Annotated in this window: 24 protein-coding genes; 11 read left to right on the forward strand and 13 right to left on the reverse strand. The window is 40.7% G+C overall.

Translation table 11 applies throughout. The annotated features are described in order from the left end of the window. Positions 1–171: 171 nt before the first annotated feature. The 8 genes from NSU11_RS13640 to sppA form a co-directional block, all read right to left on the reverse strand. Positions 172–687: a MogA/MoaB family molybdenum cofactor biosynthesis protein gene (locus NSU11_RS13640; protein WP_024426150.1), complete on the reverse strand. Its 516-nt coding sequence runs from the start codon at positions 685–687 to the stop codon at positions 172–174. Positions 688–792: 105 nt separating this feature from the next. Continuing rightward, positions 793–1,977, reverse strand: a complete 1,185-nt coding sequence (locus NSU11_RS13645) for an acetate kinase (protein ID WP_024424808.1) — start codon at positions 1,975–1,977, stop codon at positions 793–795. Positions 1,978–2,357: 380 nt separating this feature from the next. Continuing rightward, the gene (locus NSU11_RS13650; RefSeq protein WP_342493631.1) at positions 2,358–3,332 is read right to left on the reverse strand and encodes a class I SAM-dependent methyltransferase; all 975 of its coding nucleotides are present in this window, start codon (positions 3,330–3,332) and stop codon (positions 2,358–2,360) included. A gap of 88 nt (positions 3,333–3,420) precedes the next feature. Continuing rightward, on the reverse strand, positions 3,421–3,921 hold the full coding sequence (tpx, locus tag NSU11_RS13655; protein ID WP_024424810.1) for a thiol peroxidase: 501 nt from the start codon (positions 3,919–3,921) through the stop codon (positions 3,421–3,423). A 112-nt stretch (positions 3,922–4,033) separates the two neighbouring features. Continuing rightward, positions 4,034–4,486 carry a GerW family sporulation protein gene (gene ytfJ / locus NSU11_RS13660; protein WP_007501733.1) on the reverse strand — a complete coding sequence of 151 codons (453 nt, stop codon included), beginning with the start codon at positions 4,484–4,486 and terminating at the stop codon, positions 4,034–4,036. Between the two features lie 14 nt (positions 4,487–4,500). Continuing rightward, on the reverse strand, positions 4,501–5,208 hold the full coding sequence (locus tag NSU11_RS13665) for a DUF2953 domain-containing protein (RefSeq protein WP_073206972.1): 708 nt from the start codon (positions 5,206–5,208) through the stop codon (positions 4,501–4,503). A 98-nt stretch (positions 5,209–5,306) separates the two neighbouring features. Then, the gene (locus NSU11_RS13670) at positions 5,307–5,831 is read right to left on the reverse strand and encodes an RDD family protein (RefSeq protein WP_024424812.1); all 525 of its coding nucleotides are present in this window, start codon (positions 5,829–5,831) and stop codon (positions 5,307–5,309) included. Positions 5,832–5,845: 14 nt separating this feature from the next. Continuing rightward, on the reverse strand, positions 5,846–6,847 hold the full coding sequence (gene sppA, locus NSU11_RS13675) for a signal peptide peptidase SppA (protein ID WP_024424813.1): 1,002 nt from the start codon (positions 6,845–6,847) through the stop codon (positions 5,846–5,848). Between the two features lie 446 nt (positions 6,848–7,293). Between sppA and NSU11_RS13680 the strand changes: the two genes are divergently transcribed. The 8 genes from NSU11_RS13680 (at position 7,294) to NSU11_RS13715 (ending at position 15,672) form a co-directional block, all read left to right on the forward strand. Then, positions 7,294–8,097, forward strand: a complete 804-nt coding sequence (locus NSU11_RS13680) for an NAD kinase (protein ID WP_024424814.1) — start codon at positions 7,294–7,296, stop codon at positions 8,095–8,097. 113 nt (positions 8,098–8,210) lie between these two features. Then, entirely contained in the window at positions 8,211–9,653 is a 1,443-nt protein-coding gene (locus tag NSU11_RS13685) for a DEAD/DEAH box helicase (RefSeq protein ID WP_224426968.1), read from the forward strand. 191 nt (positions 9,654–9,844) lie between these two features. Beyond that, positions 9,845–10,900 (forward strand): fatty acid desaturase, encoded by a 1,056-nt coding sequence (locus NSU11_RS13690; RefSeq protein WP_107163233.1) that lies wholly within the window; start codon positions 9,845–9,847, stop codon positions 10,898–10,900. Between the two features lie 117 nt (positions 10,901–11,017). Further along, positions 11,018–12,154 (forward strand): sensor histidine kinase, encoded by a 1,137-nt coding sequence (locus tag NSU11_RS13695; RefSeq protein ID WP_095409274.1) that lies wholly within the window; start codon positions 11,018–11,020, stop codon positions 12,152–12,154. Then, a complete protein-coding gene (locus NSU11_RS13700) occupies positions 12,151–12,750 on the forward strand; it encodes a response regulator transcription factor (protein ID WP_041115006.1) in 600 nt (199 codons plus the stop codon). Before NSU11_RS13695 ends, NSU11_RS13700 begins: the two co-directional genes overlap by 4 nt. Positions 12,751–12,948: 198 nt before the next feature. Further along, a complete protein-coding gene (locus NSU11_RS13705; RefSeq protein ID WP_205184277.1) occupies positions 12,949–13,869 on the forward strand; it encodes an iron-hydroxamate ABC transporter substrate-binding protein in 921 nt (306 codons plus the stop codon). A 109-nt stretch (positions 13,870–13,978) separates the two neighbouring features. Further along, positions 13,979–14,668: a response regulator transcription factor gene (locus NSU11_RS13710; protein WP_205184275.1), complete on the forward strand. Its 690-nt coding sequence runs from the start codon at positions 13,979–13,981 to the stop codon at positions 14,666–14,668. Continuing rightward, positions 14,668–15,672, forward strand: coding sequence for a sensor histidine kinase (locus NSU11_RS13715; protein WP_205184273.1), 1,005 nt, complete (start codon positions 14,668–14,670; stop codon positions 15,670–15,672). The genes NSU11_RS13710 and NSU11_RS13715 overlap by 1 nt, the downstream gene beginning before the upstream one ends. Before the next feature lie 61 nt (positions 15,673–15,733). On the opposite strand, the gene NSU11_RS13720 is transcribed toward NSU11_RS13715, so the two are convergent. Continuing rightward, complete coding sequence (locus NSU11_RS13720; protein ID WP_342493632.1) at positions 15,734–16,987, reverse strand: FtsW/RodA/SpoVE family cell cycle protein; 1,254 nt, start codon at positions 16,985–16,987, stop codon at positions 15,734–15,736. Further along, positions 16,978–17,322 carry a PadR family transcriptional regulator gene (locus NSU11_RS13725; RefSeq protein ID WP_095409279.1) on the reverse strand — a complete coding sequence of 115 codons (345 nt, stop codon included), beginning with the start codon at positions 17,320–17,322 and terminating at the stop codon, positions 16,978–16,980. The genes NSU11_RS13720 and NSU11_RS13725 overlap by 10 nt, the downstream gene beginning before the upstream one ends. A 329-nt stretch (positions 17,323–17,651) precedes the next feature. Between NSU11_RS13725 and NSU11_RS13730 the strand changes: the two genes are divergently transcribed. Both NSU11_RS13730 and NSU11_RS13735 read left to right on the forward strand, forming a co-directional pair. Beyond that, the gene (locus tag NSU11_RS13730; RefSeq protein WP_012010889.1) at positions 17,652–18,413 is read left to right on the forward strand and encodes an ABC transporter ATP-binding protein; all 762 of its coding nucleotides are present in this window, start codon (positions 17,652–17,654) and stop codon (positions 18,411–18,413) included. Further along, the gene (locus tag NSU11_RS13735; protein WP_205184269.1) at positions 18,403–20,370 is read left to right on the forward strand and encodes an ABC transporter permease; all 1,968 of its coding nucleotides are present in this window, start codon (positions 18,403–18,405) and stop codon (positions 20,368–20,370) included. Before NSU11_RS13730 ends, NSU11_RS13735 begins: the two co-directional genes overlap by 11 nt. A 39-nt stretch (positions 20,371–20,409) precedes the next feature. Here NSU11_RS13735 and NSU11_RS13740 read toward each other — a convergent pair whose 3' ends face one another. Both NSU11_RS13740 and NSU11_RS13745 read right to left on the reverse strand, forming a co-directional pair. Beyond that, complete coding sequence (locus NSU11_RS13740; RefSeq protein ID WP_342493633.1) at positions 20,410–21,762, reverse strand: amidohydrolase family protein; 1,353 nt, start codon at positions 21,760–21,762, stop codon at positions 20,410–20,412. A 102-nt stretch (positions 21,763–21,864) separates the two neighbouring features. Continuing rightward, entirely contained in the window at positions 21,865–22,452 is a 588-nt protein-coding gene (locus NSU11_RS13745; protein WP_205184264.1) for an NAD(P)H-dependent oxidoreductase, read from the reverse strand. A gap of 116 nt (positions 22,453–22,568) precedes the next feature. Between NSU11_RS13745 and NSU11_RS13750 the strand changes: the two genes are divergently transcribed. Continuing rightward, positions 22,569–23,000, forward strand: a complete 432-nt coding sequence (locus NSU11_RS13750; protein WP_095409284.1) for a MarR family transcriptional regulator — start codon at positions 22,569–22,571, stop codon at positions 22,998–23,000. Between the two features lie 119 nt (positions 23,001–23,119). On the opposite strand, the gene NSU11_RS13755 is transcribed toward NSU11_RS13750, so the two are convergent. Beyond that, the gene (locus NSU11_RS13755) at positions 23,120–23,734 is read right to left on the reverse strand and encodes a LysE/ArgO family amino acid transporter (protein ID WP_205184261.1); all 615 of its coding nucleotides are present in this window, start codon (positions 23,732–23,734) and stop codon (positions 23,120–23,122) included. Between the last annotated feature and the right edge of the window lie 4 nt (positions 23,735–23,738).

The raw sequence follows: 23,738 nt of genomic DNA on the forward strand, positions 1-23,738 counted from the left end.
TTGAAAAGCTCCTCTCGCTTGTTTTGATTCTGTGAATGTTTTTTGCATAAAAATAAGTTTTAATTTATAAACATGCATTTAGTATGTATACACTGTAACAAGGAAAAATTGTTTTTTCAACCCCTTTATGAAAAAAACTCTGCCAAATTTTCTTGGCAGAGTCATTTTGGGCTATTTTTGATCCTTTTCAAGCTCTCGTAAGACATGAGGAAGCTCTGGAATCACGAGTTTGGTCATGGCTAAACGAACGGCTCCGGTAGATCCCGGCGTGGCAAAGACAGCCTTTTGATTGACGACCCCTGCCGTTGCCCTGGATAAAATAGCAGCTGAACCTATGTCTTCTGTATAACTGAGCATGCGGAAGATTTCACCAAAGCCAGGCAGTTCCTTGGAAAAAAGAGGAGTGATCGCTTCAATGGTCACATCCCTTGCGGCAATCCCTGTTCCGCCATTTAACAAGACGGCATCTATTTTCGGTTCGCTTGTTCCTTCCAGCACAGCGTCTTGAATCGATCCTATATCATCTTTTACAATATCGTATGCAAGAACAAGATGTCCCTGTTCTTTGAGCAAATCAATCATCAGACGGCCGCTTTTATCTGTATCTTTCGTTCTTGTATCACTGACCGTAATGACTTTCACATAAAGCCTTTCTTTCGCCTCACGTTTATGTTCTGTCACGCTCATCTTTCGCACCGCTCCCTTTTGCTTCATATTGGACAACATTATAGCATGCTGCTTTCAACAGAAAAAAGCTCTTTTCCTTATTGGAAAAGAGCTTTTCAAACTTGATTACGCTAAACGCATTACGTCTCTTGCAATCATTACTTCTTCGTTTGTAGGGATGACAATCACTTTTACAGGAGAGTGCGGGTAGCTGATGAATGCTTCTTCGCCTCTCATGTTGTTTAAAGAAGGATCCCAGTAAACGCCCATGAATTCTAGACCACGAAGTACACGTGCTCTTACTTCTGAACTGTTTTCACCGATTCCAGCTGTGAAGATGATCGCATCTACGCCATTCATTCTTGCTGCATAAGAACCGATATATTTATGAATACGGCTCGCAAAAATATCAAGAGCAACTTCTGCACGGTCGTTTCCTTCTTCTGTTGCTTCTTCGATATCACGAAGGTCACTTGACAGACCAGACACACCTAAAAGACCACTCTTCTTATTCAAAGTAGAAAGCACTTCTTCAGCAGTATGTCCTGTTTTTTCCATAATAAATGGAATAAGGGCAGGGTCAATGTTACCAGAACGTGTACCCATTGCAACACCTGCAAGTGGTGTAAAGCCCATAGATGTATCGATTGATTTTCCGCCTTCAACTGCTGCAATACTCGCACCATTTCCAAGGTGACAAGAAATCAGACGAAGCTCTTCTAGCGGACGGCCTAATAGCTCTGCTGCACGCTCTGTAACGAACTTGTGGCTTGTCCCGTGGAATCCGTATTTACGAATACCAAAGTTTTTGTAGTAGTCGTACGGAAGGCTGTATAGGTAAGACTGCTCTGGCATAGTTTGGTGGAATGCTGTATCGAACACAGCAACCGCTGGTACGTCCGGCAGAATTTGTTTGAATGCTTTGATTCCTACAACGTTTGCAGGGTTGTGAAGTGGTGCAAGCTCTGAAAGCTGATCAATGTCATTGATCACTTCATCAGTTAAAAGAACAGAATCGCTGAATTTCTCTCCGCCGTGAACAACGCGGTGTCCTACGCCATCAATTTCATTAAAGTCTTTGATGATGTGAAATTCAGTTAGTTTTTCAAGCAGCATTTTGACCGCTACTGCGTGATCTGGAATATCTGTCACTTCTGTTTTCTTTTCTCCATCTACAGAAATCGTGAAGATACTGTTGTCCATTCCGATTCTTTCAACAAGCCCTTTTGTTAAAACGGTTTCTTCTGGCATGTCGAACAATTGGAATTTAAGAGATGAGCTTCCTGCGTTGATTGCAATAATTTTGGACATTACTGTCGCTCCTTTTACTCAGTTGTTATATAAGGTTTCACGTTTTTTCCGGTGCTATATTCAACCTGTTTGACGGGTCTTTTATAGTTTAACGATAAGTCCGAAAAATATCTGACTTTTTCATTTAAACATTGAAAACTTTGCATTTCAAGTGCACCTTCAAACTGTTATCGCTTACATCAATAAGTCGTTATTTTCTGAATAGTAAAATATCCAGATTATTGACAAAGAGCTAAAATGATTTTTATTTTAGCTCTTTGTTTTCTTTTCAGCATGATAGAAAACCTTTGCAGCTCTAGGAAGGGCGAGCACCGGAGCGCAGAACTGCGGGCGAATGCAAGGGTTTGTCTACACGCTGAAATAGCCAGAAATCACTCTGGCTATTCTTTCGTTTCTTTTTCTTCCATAAACCACTGGTCTAATTTTCTCATCACACCGACCATTGCTTCCTTCTGTGAGAAAGATGGAAGATTGGCAAACAGCATTCGTTTTGGTGCTTTCAGCCCTTCTTTTTTCTTTTGCATCACAAATAAGCTTTTGGCGTGTTTTTTATCCTTAAACATGGACACTGGCAGCTGAATTAACGCATTCATATACGCATGATCTTTGATGAAATCCTTTAATTGTACGCTCTCTTTTCCTTCAAACAAATCATTTGGAATGATGAAGAATAAGAAGCCGCCTTCTTTTGTGTAGCGAAGGCTTTGTTCAATGAATAAATAATGGGCAAAGGCATGTCCTTCTTTTGCCTTTAGTTCAAAGTCTGCTGCACTCTCATCATTTGGATAATAGCCCACTGGGAGACTGCATACAGTGACATCTGCCGGTGAGATCAGAAGCGGCTCAAGACTGTCCTGGTGGAAAAGCTCAACTTCTTTCTCCTCTAAATTCGCCTGGGCCCAAGCAATTTTAATGAGCACATCATCAATTTCAGATGCAAAGCCGCGTTTTGTTTCTGCAGTGAGATTATTTAAAACAGCAAGAAGTAAGTTTCCTGTTCCCGCTGCTGGATCAAAGACTACAAGCTCTTTTTGACCGTCTAAAAATTTATTCACCAAATAGCTGACAAACAGTCCAATCGTATCTGGTGTCATCTGACGATTTGGATGAGAAATATCCTTTTGACCTTTCAATACGGCGAGCTGAAACGCTTTACGAATCTGCTCATGATCATAAGAAGCAAAATCTGCTTTTTCTATTAAATCCTTTAATAAACCGTTTCGATCATTTGCTTGGAAAAAGGCTTCTCCTGCTTCTGCCAATGCTTCAATATAGGAAATGCCCTGTTCCTTTTTTAATCGAATAGAAGCTGTATCGAGCAGTTCAAAAATAGTACTTACTTGATCTTTCTGCAATGCTTTTCTCTCCTCGCTTTGTTAAAAGCTATATGTTCTCATTGAAAAGAGCCCCAGGATGAAGCCGGAGCTCTTGTCGATGCTGCTTTTATAACAGTGATTTTGCAGCTTCAATGGCTTTTTCATAATTTGGGTGATTCGTTGCTTCACTTACGTATTCAGTGTAAACCACTTTTCCGTTAGGGTCTAATACAAAGACTGCGCGCGCCAATAAACGCAATTCTTTCATATACACTCCGAATGCTTCACCAAATGACATATCTCTGTGATCAGATAATGTTTCGACATTTTCAATTCCGTTTGCTCCGCACCAGCGTGCTTGTGCAAATGGAAGGTCTGCACTAATCGTATAAATATTGACCGGACCTAAACCCGCTGCCTCTTCATTGAAACGTCTTGTTTGTGCGTCACACACACCTGTATCAATAGAAGGAATCACTGAGATGATCGTCACTTTTCCTGCTAAATCAGAAAGTGAAACTTCTCCAAGTGAGTTCGTTAATACCGTAAAATCAGGAGCCTGCTCGCCTACTTTTACTTCATTTCCTACAAGCGTGACAGGACTTCCTTTAAATGTGATCGATGCCAAAACAATTCCTCCCTTTTCAAATGTATGGTTCTATCATAGTAGAGAAAGCAAAAAACTGCAAAGCCTAATCGTCCCTTTTGCAAAAAAAGTTAACTGCAGCGCAGCTAACTTTTTAAAGGTCTATGTCATCTAGTTTTCGTTCTTTGTGACGGTGCTCCCGCTCATCCTTCTTAAACATGTGCTGAAGACGTTCAATTGCTTGAGGAGCAGAATCCAATATTTTATCGAGCAGATGTGTGTGTTCATCCAAATGAAGCATTCGAACTCCGTTTGTTCCTACAATTAAGAAGGCGATTGGTGTAATCGACACCCCGCCGCCGCTTCCGCCGCCAAATGGGAGTCTCGGCTCTTTTCGTTCCTGTTCATCAGAACGTTTTTCTTTCTTTTGGTTCCCGTTAAATTCACTGCCGCCGGCTGCAAATCCAAAACCAACCTTTGACACAGTGAGAATGACACTGCCGTCAGGGGTTTCGACTGGATCGCCGATGATTGTATTCACATCTATCATTTCTTTTAAGTTTTCCATCGCTGTCTTCATGAGACCTTGGATTGGATGATCTGCCATTTTCGGGTTCCTCCTTAAACAGATGATTCATTCTTCGTTGCTTGAAGAGAGGCACTTTTTCTCGCCTTTCTTCCTTTTAACCAATGGACAAGTAAACGAATGGCTGCAAGCATAGCATGTCCAATACGAAAATATGCTATACATGTAAACTGAGTTTGTGACACATTGTGCTGAAAGGCCGGAATGACTTCATACACCGGTTTATGCTTAAAGGTGAGATGCTCCTGCATAAAGGCAAGCAGTGCTCCTTTCACTGACCACACACCGCCGGCTGCTACACCTGTTAAAGCGGCGTCATGAAAGCCGATCCATGTCGACCAGTGAAATGAGACAACCCTTATGTGAATGAAGAATTTGCGCATGATCCGGTTTAAATCGACAATTTCTTTTGTGATGCGCTCCATTTGATGAAGGATTTGCTTCATATCACGCTTTCCTACTTTTTTATGCATCGATTCTTTTTCGTGATCAGGGTTTTTAGCGCTTTCCATTTTCTTTTCACGAATATCAATCGTTTGGTCTTCTGGATTGACCCTCACCATCGGAATATCTTTTTTGAGTCTGACCAATCCATATAAGGTGATGACCTTCAGTGCAATGTGGTCATTGTCGTTTGTATGCGAATAGTCCAGCGAAATGGTTACTTTCATGAAAATCAACAAGATCACAAGAAGCAAAAACGCTGCGATCCAAACGTAAAGCACTGTGCTCACTTCCTCCATAACAAATGATGCTTCCCCTACGATTATGGCTCTCATTCTGGATTTTATACCCAATCAACAAAAAAGAGTTTGACCGGTACCCGGCCAAACTCCTCTGATTATACGTTTGATTCTGTTTTTTCATATAAATGTTCATGGACGACCACCGTATCGGCAAAGTAATCATGAACCCCTTGCTTTTTCGGTGAGAACCCAACGATAGCATAGAGAATAAAGATCGTATTAATGTAGCGCCCCACAATCTCTCTAAAGAAAATAACATCCCATGCCAGCTTCTTCTCAGGCTGAAGTGAGACCACTTTAATTCCAAACACCATCTTGCCAAGTGTTTGTTGAAAGATTTTCGTCATGATGGCGAAATAAAGGAGGAATACAATCGTCGTTGTGACGGAAAATGGAGAAAACCATCCCCCTCCTTTGGACCAGCCAAACAGACTAAAGATTGGAGAAACCGTCAAATGGTTTACACCCCAGACGACGAGCCAATCAAGAATAAATGCCCAAAATCTAATCCAAAAACCTGCAAACGCCTGTGCTTCAATTGAAGCGCGCTTCACAAAGGCCGGCTTCGATTCTTCCTCTTGGCTGCGGCTTTCGCTTACTTCATCGAATGTAGAATCCATCTATGATCCCTCCTTTATTTTGAATAGAGATACATCGGTTTAGACCCATTTGAGCCAGCCAGTGTTTCTTTTAAATTCAGAAAATCAATTTCGCTTTTAAAGAGCTTGCTTGCACTCATGTTGAAGAGAGAGTTCCAGCCAAAGCTTTGAGAATAGCTGACCACTGTTGCTCCTTTTAAGCCTTTTTCATTTTTCTTCATCGCTTTTAATGCATCTTCATAATACCCAAGCTCATCGACTAATCCGTTCGATTTTGCCTGTGTCCCGTCATATACCCGGCCGTCGGCAATTTTCTTGACTTCCTGTTTTGACATGCCGCGTCCTTCAGAGATCACTTTGACAAATCCTTCATAAGAGTTATCGACCATGCTTTGCATGATGTTGCGCTCATCTTTTGTCATATCACGGTTCGGAGACATGATATCTTTGAATTTCCCGCTCTTAATCGTTTCATATTTAATACCTAGATTATCTGCGAGCTTAGAATAATTCAAGCTTTGCATGATGACCCCTAACGACCCTGTTAATGTTTCAGGTGAAGCAAAGATTTTCTTCGCTGGAGTTGACACGTAGTAGCCGCCAGAAGCTGCCATTGAACCCATAGATACGTAAATCGGCTTCTTCGCTTTTTTCACTTCTTCTAATTTTTTATGTATTTCAGCACTTTCATAGACACCGCCGCCAGGAGAGTTTACGCGCAGAAGTACACCTTTTACAGAAGCATCCTCTTTCGCTTTATCTAGTTCCTTGAGGAATGCACGATGATCATAACCTTCTCCGCCTAATAGGCTCGATGCACCGCCATTATCTTGAATGGTTCCATTAATCTCAAGAACAGCAATCTTGCCTGCACCGCTGCCATTCTCTAGTACCTTCTCTTCTATTTCATCCCCGAATTGATAGCTCATTTTATTGTCATTGAAGCTATCGAACAAGGCCATCGTGACACTAATCACAATTGAAAATCCGAAAACACCAAGTGCAATAATTAGCGCTACCCATCTTTTCGCATTCATCTTTTTCTCCTCCTTTTTTTCTCACTTCATTCATACGAATGCCCACATGAAATGTTTCACAGGAATTGTGGTTTTTTTACATTTCATGTAGGCATATGATAGCACCTCTCTTAAATAACGATCAACTTTACATCGTCTACGTAGATATGCGCATGACGAAAAATTGGCTTTTTTATCCTCTACCTGCACCTAATAGGCTAGATCTTCACCGCAACGAAACACCTAAACCATTCTTTCATGAGAAAACGGCTATTCAATTATGCTCAGGATTCAGCCATTTCAAATCACTCACATCGACTCATTTCTCATAAAGGCAATCCGATCATCAGACGGTTCTTTCTAAAGTTTTTACTTTCATATGAAAAAAGTGTAAAATGTGAGCAAGGGTTTTCATGTAAGCCCTTTATCATTGAAAATTATTTTTGACAGCAAAGGGGAGAACGTCAATGACAGACAATCGTCGCAATGTATTTTTCTTTTACAAAAAAGATCATGAATTGGATGGACACATTTCTTCTCTCGAGAAGCTCGCTACCGATCAGGGCTTTCACGTCGTCAAGCGTGCAGAGGATGCCCATATTATTGCTTCAATTGGCGGGGATGGCACATTTCTTCAAGCAGTACGTAAAACAAACTTCCGGGATGACTGCTTGTATGTAGGGGTATCAAAATCAGAAAATACGCACTTATACTGCGATTTCTCATTAGAGCATTTTGATAAAATGATTGATGCCATGAACACTGAACAGCTTGAAGTGAGAAAATATCCGATCATCGATGTAAGCGTTGACAGCACAAACCAGTTCCATTGCTTAAATGAACTGTCGATCCGCTCCAGCATTATTAAAACATTTGTGATCGATGTGTATATAGATGATTTCCACTTTGAAACATTTAGAGGCGACGGCATGATTATTTCCACTCCGACTGGTTCAACGGCTTACAATAAATCGGTGAGCGGCGCCGTGGTTGATCCGATGCTTCCTTGTATGCAAGTCACAGAGCTTGCATCGCTGAATAACAACTCGTACCGTACATTAGGCGCTCCTTTCATCTTGAGCAGTGACCGCAAGCTGACGCTGAAGGTAGTGCAGGATGGAAACGATCATCCAATTATCGGGCTTGATAACGAAGCGCTCGGCACAAAACACGTCAAACAAATTGACATTGGCCTTTCAGGAAAAGTCATTAAAACGGTGAAATTAAAAGACAACTCTTACTGGGAAAAAGTAAAACGCAGATTCCTTTGAGAATTTGTCTGCACGCTGAAAGCTCCTTTACGGGGCTTTTTTTATGTCTTTTCATTCACGGCCATGGTTATGGTATGATGTCACAAGTATGAATGTACGAAAAGGAGAACACGATGACATTACAACATTTTGATCAATATCCATTAAGTGATGAATTGAAACAAGCGTTAGAAGCGCTTCACTTCCATACACCTACACCCGTTCAGCACGAGACATTATCCGTTGCTTTTTCAAAGCAGGATTTAATCGTCAAATCTCAGACTGGCAGCGGCAAGACTGCAGCCTATGGTCTGCCGATTTGTGAAATGGTTGATTGGGCTGAAAATAAACCTCAAGCCCTCATCCTCGTTCCGACACGAGAACTCGCCATGCAGGTCAAACAAGACCTCACAAGCCTTGGGCGGTTCAAACGAATCAAAGCCGCAGCCATTTATGGAAAAGCCTCTTTTCAAGCGCAGAAAGTAGAGCTTTCACAGAAAAACCATATTGTGTGCGGGACACCAGGCCGCATTTTGGATCACCTTGAGAAAGGCACCCTTTCTTTAGAAAATCTCAAATTTTTCGTGTTAGATGAAGCGGATGAGATGCTGAACATGGGATTTATCGATCAAGTCTCTTCTATTATTCAGTATCTGCCGCCAAAGCGCATGTCGATGCTGTTTTCAGCGACAATGTCTGATGATATGAAAAAATTGAGCGAACAGTTTTTACAATCACCAAAAGTCATTGAGATTGCACGTGAAGAAACGTCTGTACAGCAAATCACCCACACCGTCATTGAAACGGAAGAAGAATCGAAATTCTCCCTTCTTCAGCGTACGATCGTCATTGAAAATCCAGATAGCTGCATTATTTTCTGTAATACACAAGACAGGGTGAATGAACTCACGCTGAAGCTGGACGAATGGGATGTGCCCTGTGACAAAATTCATGGCGGTATGAGACAGGAAGACCGCTTTGATGTGATGGATGAATTTAAAAAAGGTGAATTCCGTTATCTGATCGCAACAGATATAGCAGCCCGGGGAATTGATGTCAGTGATATGACACATGTCATTCATTATGATCTTCCTTATGAAAAAGAGCGCTATATTCACCGGACTGGCAGAACAGGCAGAGCGGGAAAAAGCGGGAAAACGATTGCGTTTATGACAAAGAATGCAAAACCGCTCATTGATGAATTAAAGCAGGATGCCGGCATAGACTTTCAAACTCAGCCTTATCCGACAAAGGAAGAAGCAGAAAAGCATGTAGAAAGCTTTGAAGAAAAGATTGAAACGCCTATTCAAAAGGAAAATAAACAGGCAGGCGTTGAGAAGGATATTATGAAGCTTTATTTTAACGGCGGAAAGAAAAAGAAGCTGCGGGCTGTTGATTTTGTTGGGACCATTGCCAAAATAGAAGGCGTTGCATTCGATGACATTGGGATTATTACGATCCAAGACACAAAAACATATGTAGATATTTTAAACGGCAAAGGCCCTCTTGTGCTGAATGCCATGCGCCACACAACCATTAAAGGCAAGCAGTTAAAAGTACATGAAGCACGTTCATAAAAAGTGAGGGCCCAGCGCCTTTACTTTTTTTTATTTTTATATTGAAATAAGCTCAAAACCGTATCCCATCAGCCTTTTTGATGACAAACATGACAAATGTCATATTGAATACATGATGGGTGCTACTATGAGCATGACACCTTTCCTTCTATACTTTGAAGTAGAAAGAAACGGAAAGGACTTGAACGTTCATGACGACTTCAACAAACACACAGCAGCAAGCTACTTTAAGAAAACAAGTGGGTCAATTCTCTGGTGCTGATTCGAAAAAAAGTATCATTCAACTCTTTAATACATTCATTCCATTTTTAGGGCTTTGGTTTCTTGCCTATTATAGCCTGAATATCTCCTACCTTTTAACCCTCTTTTTCGCGGTTATTGCAGCTGGTTTTTTAGTGCGTGTCTTTATTATTTTTCACGACTGCTGCCATCAATCCTTTTTTAAACAGAAGCCGCTGAATCACCTGTTCGGTTTTTTAACGGGCGTACTCACCCTTTTCCCTTATCTTCAATGGCAACGAGATCATTCAATTCACCATGCCACAAGCAGTAATTTAGACAAACGAGGTACTGGCGACATTTGGCTCCTAACAGTCAAAGAATATCAAGAAGCATCAGCATGGACGAAATTTCGCTACAGATTTTATCGTAACCCTTTTGTGATGTTTATTTTAGGACCGATCTTTGTTTTTCTCTTAAAAAACCGTTTCAACGTCAAAAATGCTCGTAAAAAAGAGCGTTGGAACACGTATTTCACAAACGTGAGCATCATTGCGTTAGCAGCCGCAACATGTCTCCTTTTTGGCTGGCAGGAATTCCTGCTTGTTCAAGGTCCGATCTTCCTGATCTCAGGATCTATCGGTGTATGGTTGTTTTATGTACAGCATACGTTTGAGGACTCTTATTTTGAAGCAGATGAGCATTGGAACTATGTGCAGGCAGCTGTAGAAGGCAGTTCTTTTTACAAATTGCCAAAACTACTTCAGTGGTTAACAGGCAATATCGGTTATCACCATGTCCATCATTTAAGTCCGAGGGTACCGAATTATCATTTGGAGCATGCACATGATCATAGTGAGCCGCTTCAAAATGTTCCAACCATCACTTTAAAAACAAGTATCGAGTCAATGAAATTTAGACTTTGGGATGAAGAAACGAAAGCATTCGTTACCTTTAAAGAAGCACGGCAATCTAAGAAGATACCGGCACCTGTCATTAAAGGAGACATTCTAAAGAAAAATGCATAATTGGTGCAAGCTCTTTCTTACACTAGAAGGAGCTTGTTGTCATTTACAGGATGCAACCATAAGTTGAATTTGATAAAGTAAAGAAAAAGAACGAAAACGAAAAAAGGTGGCACACGGATGAAAAAACAGTTTAAAATTCAAAAATTGCATGGGATTTCTCCCTATATATGGGCCATTTTTTTCATCCTGCCCTTCTATTTTATCCTTAAGACACCTTCGACTTTAGGTATTGTGATCGGCATTATTTTGAACGTCGTCTTTTTCGCTGTGTATCGTTTTGCCTTTGTCGCAAAAGGCTGGTCATTATATGTCTTTGGCCTTTTATTGATCGGTATTTCAACTGGTTATGTGATGCTCTACAGCTATATTTATTTCGCTTTTTGCATCGCCTATTTTAACGGACATATTAAACGAAAAGTCCCCTTTTATATCTTGTACTATATCCATCTGGCGAGTGCCGCCGTGGCAGTGAACTTTAGTTTGATCTTAAAAAAGGGCTGGTTTCTCACACAAATTCCTTTTGTGGTGATCACCCTGATTAGTGCCATTCTTCTTCCTCTCAGCGTTCGGAGCAGGAAGGAACGTGAACGGCTTGAGGAGAAATTAGAATATGCCAATGAACGGATTGCTGATCTTGTGAAGCTTGAAGAAAGACAGCGCATTGCACGCGACCTGCATGACACCCTTGGACAAAAGCTTTCTTTGATCGGTTTAAAAAGTGATCTTGCCCGTAAACTCGTGTATAAAGACCCTGAACAGGCTCGTGCCGAACTCAAAAGCGTCCAGCAAACCGCCAGAACGTCTCTCAATGAAGTGCGGAAGATTGTTTCCTCCATGAAAGGCATCCGAATTAAAGATGAAATGTCGAACATCGAGCAAATTCTCGAAGCAGCCGGAATTGAGTTGATCTATGATGAAAAGGAAGCACCGAAACACATCTCACTTCTGAACGAAAACATAGTGAGCATGTGCATCAAAGAGGCAGTGACAAATGTCGTCAAACATAGTGATGCGACTGTTTGTAAAATCACCATTCACCAAAAATCAAAGGAAGCCATCGTCACCGTTGAGGATGACGGAACATTTAAAGGCGACTATCCATCCTCTCAAACGAAGGGTCACGGCCTTTTAGGAATAAGAGAAAGATTAGAATTTGCAAATGGCCGCCTGCGCATTGAAACAAAAGACGGGACAAAGCTCATTATGAGCATTCCAAATGATTCAGCAGCAAAAGAAAAGGAGGGGATGAAATGATCAACATCTTTATCGCAGAAGATCAGCAAATGCTGCTTGGTGCACTCGGTTCACTTCTCGATTTAGAAGACGATATGACGGTTGTTGGGAAAGGTACGAATGGCCAAGATGCCATCGATTTTGCCAAAACACACCCTGTTGATATTTGCTTAATGGATATTGAAATGCCGGGAAAAACCGGACTTGATGCAGCGGAAGAGCTTAAAGGATCAGATGTGAAAATCATCATTTTAACGACCTTTGCCCGCTCTGGTTATTTCCAAAGAGCGCTAAAAGCTGGCGTCAGCGGCTACATGCTGAAAGACAGCCCAAGCGAGGAGCTGGCAAGTGCCATTCGCAGTGTGATGAAAGGGAAAAAGGTGTACGCACCTGAATTGATGGAAGACTTATATAGTGACGAAAACCCTTTAACGGAGCGAGAGAAATCGGTTCTTGAACTTGTCGCAGACGGTAAAAACACAAAAGAAATTGCAAAAGAACTGAGCATTAAAAGCGGCACTGTCCGGAACTACATTTCCATTATTTTAGATAAGCTAGAAGTGAAAAACCGCATCGAAGCCATTACACGATCAAAAGAAAAAGGCTGGTTTAAATAAGAAAAAAGATCAGGACACATGCTGCCTTGATCTTTTTTTTATCGAAAATTCCCCCTTTATTTTTTATCACCAGCTATCAAAATGTCATTGACAACAGACCACAGTCCTATGATATGATATCCAAGTGATAATAATTATCATTATCACTAATACAACCAAATATACGGCTATGTGCCGATTTCAAAGGAGTCTACATTCATGAAGAAAATATTGTTCCCTCTGATGCTCATCTTTGTACTTGCATTGAGCGCATGTGGCAATAGCAGCAGCTCTTCCTCAAATAAAGGAAATCAATCAACATCATCAGACAAAATTACATATCAATCTGAAAATGGGCCTGTGAAGCTTCCAGCACATCCAAAACGTGTTGTTGTTCTTGGTTCTTACACAGGTAATGTCATGTCACTTGGTGTGAACCTCGTCGGCGTTGACTCTTGGTCCAAAAAGAACCCTCGCTTCCAAAAGGAATTAAAAAATGTGGAAGAAGTATCGGATGCCAATGTAGAGAAAATCATGAAGCTAAAGCCTGATGTCATCATTGGCTTAAGTAATACTAAAAATGTAGAAAAGCTCAAAAAAATCGCACCAACCGTTTTGTTTACGTATAACAAAGTGGATTACCTTCAGCAGCAAATTGAAATCGGTAAAGTATTAAACAAAGAAAAAGAAGCAACAGCTTGGGTAAAAGATTTTAAAAAACGCTCAGCTGAAGCGGGAAAAGAAATCAAAGCAAAAATCGGTAAAGATGCAACAGTTTCTGTCTTTGAAAGTGGCACAAAAGACCTTTACGTCTTTGGAGATGCATGGGGCCGCGGAACAGAAATTCTCTATCAAGCAATGAAACTGAAAATGCCTGAGAAAGTGAAAGAAAAAGCATTAAAAGCCGGCTACTATGCGGTTTCACAGGAAGTCATCCCTGAGTTTGCTGGAGACTATATGATCATTAGTAAAAATAGCGAAATGGACAATTCCTATCAAAACAGTGAAATTTACAAGTCCATCCCAGCTGTCAAAAAACATCGTGTGTATGAAGCCAATGCAGAGGAATTCTATTTTAATGACCCACTCACACTTGAATTCCAACTATCATTCTTTAAAAAGCACTTTTTAGGTAAATAAGCTGAAGCAAGGGACCTCTTCCCTTGCTTTTTTCTTGTCTGCTTCTAGCGGCAGAGCCTTTTTTCCGCTACAATGACAACAAGCGAATACAAAAAGTGTGGTGCTGATTTTGTTTAAGATTCTACTGATTGAAGATGATACAACCCTCTTCCAAGAAATCAAAGAACGTCTAGTCAACTGGTCCTATGATGTCTATGGGATTCAAGATTTTCATCAGGTGCTGCAGGAATTCACGTCTGTCCAGCCTGATCTCGTCATTATTGATATTCAGCTGCCAAAATACGATGGCTTTCACTGGTGCCGGATGATTCGGCATCATTCAAATGTTCCAATCATCTTCCTTTCCTCAAGAGACCACCCTGCTGATATGGTCATGTCGATGCAGCTCGGTGCTGATGATTTCGTGCAAAAGCCCTTCCATTTTGACGTGCTCATTGCCAAAATTAGTGCTGTTCTTCGCCGCGTGCATAATTATAATGCAGAACCGGCCAGCCTAAAAATGTGGTGCGGCGCTGCGATTGACCTAGAAAAAAACACCGTAACAAATGATCACGGTGAGGTTGAATTAACGAAAAATGAGTTATTTATTCTCAAGGAATTGATTCAGCATAAAAATCATATCGTCAGCCGGGAATCACTCATTCAAGCATTGTGGGAGGATGAACGATTTGTCAGTGACAATACACTGACTGTAAACGTCAACCGGCTCAGAAAAAAACTAGACGAGATCTCCCTTGGCGCCTTCATTGAGACAAAAGTGGGTCAAGGCTATCTTGCAAAGGAAAAGGATGATCAATGATGCTGCAGGCATTTCTAAAAGAACGAAGAAGCTGGATTCTTTTCTTTCTTAGTTTGCAGCTCCTCATTCTATTTGTTGCTTATTTGGATACGACCATTCCCATCGCTTCTCTTTTTTATATTGTGCTATTGTCTACGTTTCTCATGATTGTCTTTCTCTTTTTTCGATACCGAAAAGAAACAGCTTATTATGAGAGGTTGAAAGAATGGGATGATGACATTGAACATCAAATGCGGCTAGCCCCCACTTCCCCATTTGAGCACCTTATCCATGATGCGACGTCAGAGCAAATTGCACGCTACCGGCGGATGGCAGCAGATCAGAAAATCGCTCTTGAAGAAGAAAAAGATGAATTACTTTCTTGGATACATGAGGTCAAAACACCGCTGACAGCGATGCGCTTAATGATTGACCGCTTAACAGATCAGCCGCTGAAATCAAATATGACGTATGAGTGGCTCAGAATCCATTTATTACTCGATGCCCAGCTGCACCAAAGCAGAGTACGTCATATCGAAAATGATTTATTCATTGAAAAGCTGGACCTGCAAAGCATCATAACAAAAGAAATCAAAGCGCTCCAATCATGGTGTATGCAAAAAGGAATCGGCTTTGAGCTGACGCTGGAGGAACGCACCGTATTAAGTGATATAAAATGGTTATCCTTTATGATCAGACAGGTACTCACAAATGCAGTCAAATACAGCCATTCTTCCGATATTGTCATTGAAAGCAAGCAAATAAATGACCAAGTCATGCTGACGATCACAGATCAAGGCAGAGGAATTGATCCAAGAGACATCTCTCGTATTTTTGAAAAAGGCTTTACCTCAACTAAACATCACAATGACACCGCCTCAACAGGAATGGGGCTCTATTTAACGAAAAAAGGAGCAGACGCTCTTCATATCACGATCGAGGTCAACTCCACGATAGATCAAGGTACAACCTTCACCTTCATCTTTCCGAAAAAGAATGATTTTGTTCATATTGCGAGCATGTGAAAAGCAATCACAATCTCTTCGCGGCTGTCAAAACTTGCGCGAAGAGATTGTGGTGGCTTACTTAGGAAATACTCCCCGCTTCTCTGCGAAAAACATCTCCCATCTTTCTCCGTCTATAAATACTTAAGATCAGCCCAACAGCCATCATTTCTAGAAGAATATGTGAACCTCCATAGCTCATGAAAGGCATAGACACTCCAGGTAAAGGCAGAAAGCCAAAGTTTGTGAAGATGCTTAAGAGACATTTTGCTGCAAAAACAGCGGCTAAACCTGTCATGACCATTTTGCCATAAGCCATTTTCACTCGTTTTGCTGTATGAAATACTCTGTGAATAAAAATGACAAACAACAGAATCGCAATGAGCCCTGCCAACCAGCCAAATGAATAAATGATATATGTAAACATCCAATCCGTGTGAACTTCAGACATAGCATAAGGTGTGATCTGAAGCCCGTTTGAGCTGAATTCATGAATTCTATAAAAGAAAGGGTGCCCATCTGCTTGAAAAAGAGAAAATAATTCAACCATCACATATAAAATGCCTGTTGCTGTCAGCATAATGATTTGCCATAAACTTGCGCTAGACACATACATCACGGTTAAGCACATGACCAGACAGATAACAGTCGCAGGAAGAAAACCAATCGTACTGATTAAAATAATCGGTAAAGCCATAACCCCTACTCCAAACCAAGCTTTGTACGCATTCTCCCAATTCCAATTGTGGAAGATCCCTGCTAAAGAAATAGCTAGAAGAAAAGGCATAATCTCAGTCAAATTAATAGATACATCATTTATTTTTAAAAAAAGAACACCGTTCACTCTTGCCCCGAACATCATCGAAAAAATCAGCGTTCCGAGTGTCCCAATGTATAAATGCCAAGAGTATTTCAATAAGCGCCGATAATCGAATGAAAACAAACCAAACATAAGCACTAGACCAATTAGATAAAAGGCAAGACTTTTATAAAAAATGTTCATGTTTTGAAAATTTGTAAAATCTGAATGAAACTGCAAAAAGTACATCACAAACAGCCCGCAAAAACAAGTAGCTAACACTAGAAGAATCATTTTAAAATCGATTTGGGTTTTATGTGTTTCATGAAGCTGCATTCCGAGAATTTCCGCATCACCAATTTGGTTCAACGCTTGATCTACCGCCTCTTCTTCAGACACCCCAGCATTCATTGCTTCCTCTTTTAGCGTGTATAGATGATCCAGCAGCTCAAGCTTTACACTCGAATGAACATCTTTATTTTTAATTTGTTTACATACACTTTTGACATACTTCTCGAACTTTTTATCTAATCCCATGCGATTTTCTCTCCGTTCAATACGCCATCGACTGCATGTTTGAAAACGTTCCATTCTTCTTTCTTTTCCTGTATCAGTGCTTTCCCTTGCTCATTGATTTTGTAATACTTTCTTTTCCGGTTGCCATTCCCTTCGCCCCAGTAAGAAATAATAAATTCTTTCCCCTCTAAATTGTGCAATATAGGATAGATTGTTCCTTCTTTAAAGCTGAAAATCCCTTCCGACTTCGCCTCCAATTCTTTAATCATTTCATATCCATACATCGGTCTTTCATTTAATAAGCTTAATATAAGGGTAGCTGTACTTCCCTTTAGAAGCTCTTTACTCACTTTCATTCTTAGTTACCTCCAATACATAGATTTACTATGCATACATTTAATATGCATATCATACATGAATAAAATAACCATGTAAAGCTTCAAAACGCCACCATGACATGAAAAATCATAGAAGATTGATACATAAGAGTGAAAAACCAGATAAAATAAATAGGTAAAGAAAACTCACCTTACATAAGAAACGGGTTTACATAAAATTTGTTTAAAAAACAAGCATGTGACAACAATGTCACATGCTCGTCTGTTTTGTTCGCCAAATCGAAGGACGTCTGGCAGGCTTCTTTTTATACTAGAGATATCAATTAAAAGAAAAAGGGGTTCAGCAAATGAACATTTTAGAAGCTCGCAAAATTTATAAAAGCTATGGAAATAAATTCAACAAACAAGAGGTGCTGAGTGGTATTGATTTAACCATTGAAGCCGGGGAATTTGTCAGTATCATGGGGCCATCAGGCTCGGGGAAAACAACCCTTCTGAACGTATTGTCGTCTATCGATCATGTGTCCAGCGGATCCATTCGTATTGCAGATGCTGAGATGACGCAAATGAAGGATCAGCAGCTTGCTGAATTTAGAAAAAAGCAGCTTGGCTTTGTTTTTCAGGATTATAACTTACTTGATACACTCACGGTCAAAGAGAACATCCTCTTACCATTATCTATCTCCAAAACGCCGAAGAAAGAAGCTTTCGAACGTTTTCAACAGCTTGCGGAGGACATGGGCATTTATGAACTAAGAGACAAATATCCGAATGAGCTCTCTGGTGGACAAAAACAGCGGACATCTGCGGTTCGTGCCTTCATTCATGAACCGAGTCTTATTTTCGCGGATGAACCTACCGGAGCGCTTGATTCCAAATCTGCCTCTGATTTACTCAATAAACTGCAAGATTTCAATCGCAAACGAAAAGCGACCATTGTCATGGTGACACATGATCCTGTCGCAGCCAGCTATTCAAGACGCGTCATTTTTATCAAGGATGGACAGATTTATACACAGTTGAATAAAGGTGCTTTAGAGAGAAAGATGTTTTTCGAGGATATTATGAAAACGCAAGGTGTTTTAGGTGGTGTGAAGCATGAACATTAATCAGCTCATCTTCCGTAACTTGAAGAAAAATTTGAAGAATTACTATTTATATGTGTTTGCTCTCGTGTTTAGTGTGGCGCTCTATTTTTCTTTTGTCACCTTGCAGTACTCACCTGCACTTGATGATGTAAAAGGCTCCATTAAAGGCGGCGCTTCAATTAAAGCCGCTTCAGTTCTGCTCATTGCTATCGTCGGTATTTTCCTGCTATATGCGAATAGCATTTTTATTAAGCGCAGAGGAAAAGAAATAGGTCTCTTACAGCTCATTGGTATGACGAAACAAAAAATTGCCAGACTGCTCAATGCAGAAAACTTTATCCTATACGTGACCGCCATGGTTATCGGCATCATTGCCGGCTTTATCGGTTCAAAGCTGATGCTGATGGTGTTATTTAAAGTGACCGGTGTTAACGCCATCGCCAATCTGCATTTTTCAGGCATGGCTCTTTTGCAGACACTCATCGTCTTTTTCATCATCTATGGATTGATTATGTTAAGAAATAGATGGTTTATTAATAGACAGACGATTTTATCTTTGTTTAGAACCACATCTTCGACAGAACAGCGTGTGAAAAAAATCTCTGTGTTTGAAATCATCATTGGGGTTTTCGGTATTGTCTTGATCAGCTCAGGCTATTATATTTCTTCTAAGCTTTTTACCGGCTCATATACGTCCATGCTTGAGTTACTTTTAGCCATGATTTATATTCTAGCCTCTGTCATCATCGGTACCTTTCTTTTTTACAAAGGCTCTGTTTCTTTCATTGCCAATATCGTACGTAAAAGAAAAAATGGCTATCTCGCCATTCATGAAGTGTTATCTTTGTCATCCATTATGTTCCGGCTAAAATCAAATGCACTGCTTTTAACGATTATTACAACCGTATCTGCACTTGCCATCGGTTTGCTGGCTCTTAGCTACATTTCCTATTACTCAGCAGAAAAAACCGCTGAACAACAGATCCCATCACATTTCGTCATGGGCTCAGAGAAAGAAGCCAACACCTTCACTCGTGCACTTTCTGACAAACAAATTGCGTATGATCTAAAGCAGGTCAAAGTGATTCGAGCAAAATTTGATGCAAAAAAACTCATGGATATGGATGCAGAGTTAAAAAATATGAATAATGAACCAGGCATATTGACACTGCCTGTAATTAGTGAGAAAAACGCACCAAATATCCATGTGGAGAACAACGAAGTGATTTTAAGCGGCTACAGTGATATGTTAAAGAAATTCATGCCGATTAAAAGCTCAGGCGATGTGAAGCTTCTCATCAAGAAACCGCTCGATTTGAAAGTTTTGGATTTGAAAAAAGATTATCTCATTTCTAACAACTTCACTTTTGGGGGTCTGCCTGTTGCCGTCGTGAGTCAAGATGTTTTTGAGCAGCTTGATCAACAGAAGGATCCTAAGCTACAGCTCGACCAACAAAAAGGTCTGCAGCTTGATAAAAGCCAATATATAGCAGTCAACATAAAAGATAATAAAAATCTTGAACAAGCAAATAGTGTGTTTACCTCTTTAAAACTAGGTGACAACAGCATGTCTCAATTGGCTTCAGCTCAACAGCAAAAGCAAACAATAGGACTGATGATGTTTGTCGTCGGATTTTTAGGTCTCAGCTTCCTTGTCACATCAGGCTGTATTTTATACTTTAAACAAATGAATGAAAGTGAAGAGGAACAAAGCTCTTACACGATCTTACGAAAACTTGGTTTTACAGAGAAAGATCTGTTAAAAGGTATTCGGCTTAAACAGCTATTTAACTTTGGGATTCCGCTCATTGTCGGGTTGCTGCACAGCTACTTTGCAGTACAGTCAGGCTGGTTTTTCTTCGGTGGTGAACTGTGGACACCAATGCTCATCGTCATGTCGATTTATACGGTGTTATATTCTATTTTCGGATTCCTATCTGTCCAATATTATAAAATGGTCATTAAAGAATCCTTGTAATCTCATCCCCATAGGCAGCTACCTATGGGGATTATTTGTTTATGATGGCGTTGATTCAAACTTGTGCGATAGAATATGATCTCTTGCCGCATAAGCTTTTCGTTTGACCTCTTCTAGGTTCACACCGACAAGCTTTCCGTTTTGTTTCACTGCTTTTCCAGCAACGTAAACAGAATCAACATTTGAAGGATGTGCCGTTTGGACAACCGCTCCAGCTGGATCTGACATCGGAAGAAGATTCATGCTTGTCCGATCGATCAGAATGAAATCAGCTTCTTTCCCAGGTGTAAGTGACCCAATTTTATGATCAAGCTGTAATGCACGTGCACCATTGATCGTCGCAGCCTCAAGCATTTGATAAGCAGACAGCCCAAGTTCAGGCCCCGGCATGATCCCATCCATTAACAACGATTGATTTTGGATCGCGCGCTCTGCTTGAAGCCCGAATTTCATTTGGGCAAACAAATCTCCCCCTGTCGCAGTCACTACATCTACACCGAGCGTTGGAAGAACACCTTGTTCAATTGCCAGTCCTGTGACAGGATAACCGTGACCCATCATCATTTCAATTTCAGGTGTAATGGATATGGAGCTTCCGCTGTCTGCCAGCATCTTCATTTGATCCGCATCGATGGCATTGATATGCACCATATTCAAATCCGGCCCGAGTAACCGTGCTTTGTGAAGCCGCTCAATCGATCGATCCTCCGCTCCCCAATTCCCAAAGCCAATGTGCATACTGCATAGAGTATCTAAAGACCGGGCTGTTTCAATTTCAAATACCGACGTCTCCCATGAAGAAAACTCTGGACCACGAATCGCAAGTCCCATTGTTAAAAGCTGATCTGATGATTGAAAATGCGCTTTTTTCACACGTGCTGCGTCCTCCATATTGGTGAGCGTACTTTCCCTATCCCAATATTCAGCATCTCCAGAGGAACCAAAAGCAAAAACAGCTCGTATGCCCGCATCTTTTAATCCTCCAATAAGCTCTTCTGTATGATCCAATGAATTGATCATCGTCCAGTCTAAAAACGTGGTCACACCTGCATCTAAAGCCTCTAATGCCCCTAAATAATTGGCAATTCGATCGTCGGATGGGCGTCTCATCGCTCCATAGTTGCCATAATAGATTTTGCTCAAATATGTCTGCAAAGACCAATCTGTCCCTATGCCCCGGATGACAGACTGCCACACATGCCGATGTGTATCTACAAGACCTGGCATGATGACCATATCAGATGCATCAACGATGTCAGCATCACTTACTTCAATTGAAGGTCCTACTTCTAAAATGTATTTCCCTTCAATTAATAAATCTCCCCTTTCAAGAAAACCTACAGATGGATCCAGTGTTAAGAGAGCTGCATCTTTAAACAATGTTTTCTTCATCCATATCCCCCTTTTCAAATGACGAGGATGAGTCCCTCGCCTCAATGTCATTTTAAAACAGAACAGGATCAAATTAGAAGAAAAGTGACTTATCAAAATATATTAAGAGCTGAAGTTTCTGAAATAGTTGTATGTGCGCTTTAATTTGATGTCATGCTTCCCTTTTGGACTTTCCATCATCCCAAACTCAAAGAACTTCACAGGTTTGATACCGACATATTGTAAGAGAGCTCGTTTCATTAACATCTTGTGCGCATTTTGTAAAAAGAACAAAGGGTAGTTTGTTGGTCCTTGCATTGTTGATACACAAACGGCGCTTTTCCCTTTTAATAATCCTTCTGGCAGCAGACCGCCTGTTTGGCGATAGGCGAAATTCGCAGCAAACATGCGGTCAATAAAGCCAAGGAGCATAGCTGGCGGCCGCCCCCACCAAATGGGATAAACGAACACGATCTTGTCCGCCCACTTGATCTTATCCTGATACACCTGAATATCAGGGTCCTTATGCATATCACGTCTTTTTTTCTCTTCATTAAAAACAAGCACAGGATTAAATTTGTCTTGATATAAATCGATGATTTTCACTTCTTGAACGATTGGATTTTCTTCGCTGCCTCTAACAATTTCTTTAAAAAAAGCACCATTTAAACTATTGTGATGAGGGTGAGTATAAATAATGAGTACATTCATCTTTTTCTCCTTTAGTTATCATTTGATAATAAAAGGATATACCTCAATCGATTAGTTGTCAAATGATAATTGTTTTTTGATAATAAATTTGATATGTTACATAGGAGGTGATCATCATGCAACATCCACATTTCTTCAAGGAATTCGTCGCATTTGCGTCTACTTTTTCAGAGTTAAAACATGACTTGATGAGCAAAGTCAAACCACCAGAATTAACACCCTTACAATATTTGATTTTAGAGCAGCTAGCGGTCAGCGAACCGCTTACCCCTAGTGAAATCGCAGACTGCCAGCATATGTCTCTTCCAAATGTCAGCAGAGAACTGAAAAAACTGCACGAAAAACAATTCATTGATAGAGAAGAAGACTGTAATGACAAACGAAAGCATGTCATTATGCTATCTGGCAAAGGCCGTGCCTGTATGAACGAAGCCTTCCAGCATATCGAAAGGATGCTAATAGACAGCCTATCTCCCTCAGACATAGAACAAATCGATGATATCGTACAAGCTCTCCGTCTATTAAATCAAACGATCTTCAAAAAATGACCCAATCCTGCATGAGCGCTGCGCTCATGCAGGATTGGGTTGCTGCACTTCCAACATGTACAAAAAAAGCGCTGGATCATTACGTCCAAACGCTTCTTTGTTTCATTCTCTATGTACCTTTACACAATCAATTGATACGCAATGTATAATGCAACCAGCCAGATCATGACCGCCGAAGCTTTATTGATACGGTTCATCCACTTGCCGTTTGTATCTAACTTTCCTAACATCTTCCCTAAAAGGGCGAGCCCAATAAACCATAACCAGGACACGATGATACAGGCAAGTGTAAACGCCAGCTTTTCTGTCCCGCTATATTGCAGCGAATTCGTACCAATGACACCTATCGTATCGAGAATCGCGTGGGGATTTAAGAGAGAAACTGAACAAGCAAATACAATTTGTTTTCTTGCAGGCATTAATTTCTGCTTCTCTTGATCACCTGATGATGAGCTTGTGTTCCATACAGACCATCCCATATACACTAAAAAGCAGAAACCAATGATATAAAGACCGATTTGCAGCACAGGAATGGTAAACACCACAACAGAAACCCCTATGACAGCTAAAGCAATTAAAAGTGTGTCACAAAGAGCAGCCGTGATGACGACAGGCAATGCTCGATAAAAACGAGGCTGCAGCGCTCCTTGTTGAAATACAAATACATTTTGTGCGCCCAAAGGTAAAATGAGACCAAAGGCAAGTACAATTCCATGAATGATCGCAATGGACATCTAC

Origin of the sequence: Bacillus sp. FSL R5-0712, from assembly GCF_038593285.1 — a bacterium.
Classification (GTDB): Bacteria; Bacillota; Bacilli; order Bacillales; family Bacillaceae; genus Bacillus; species Bacillus safensis.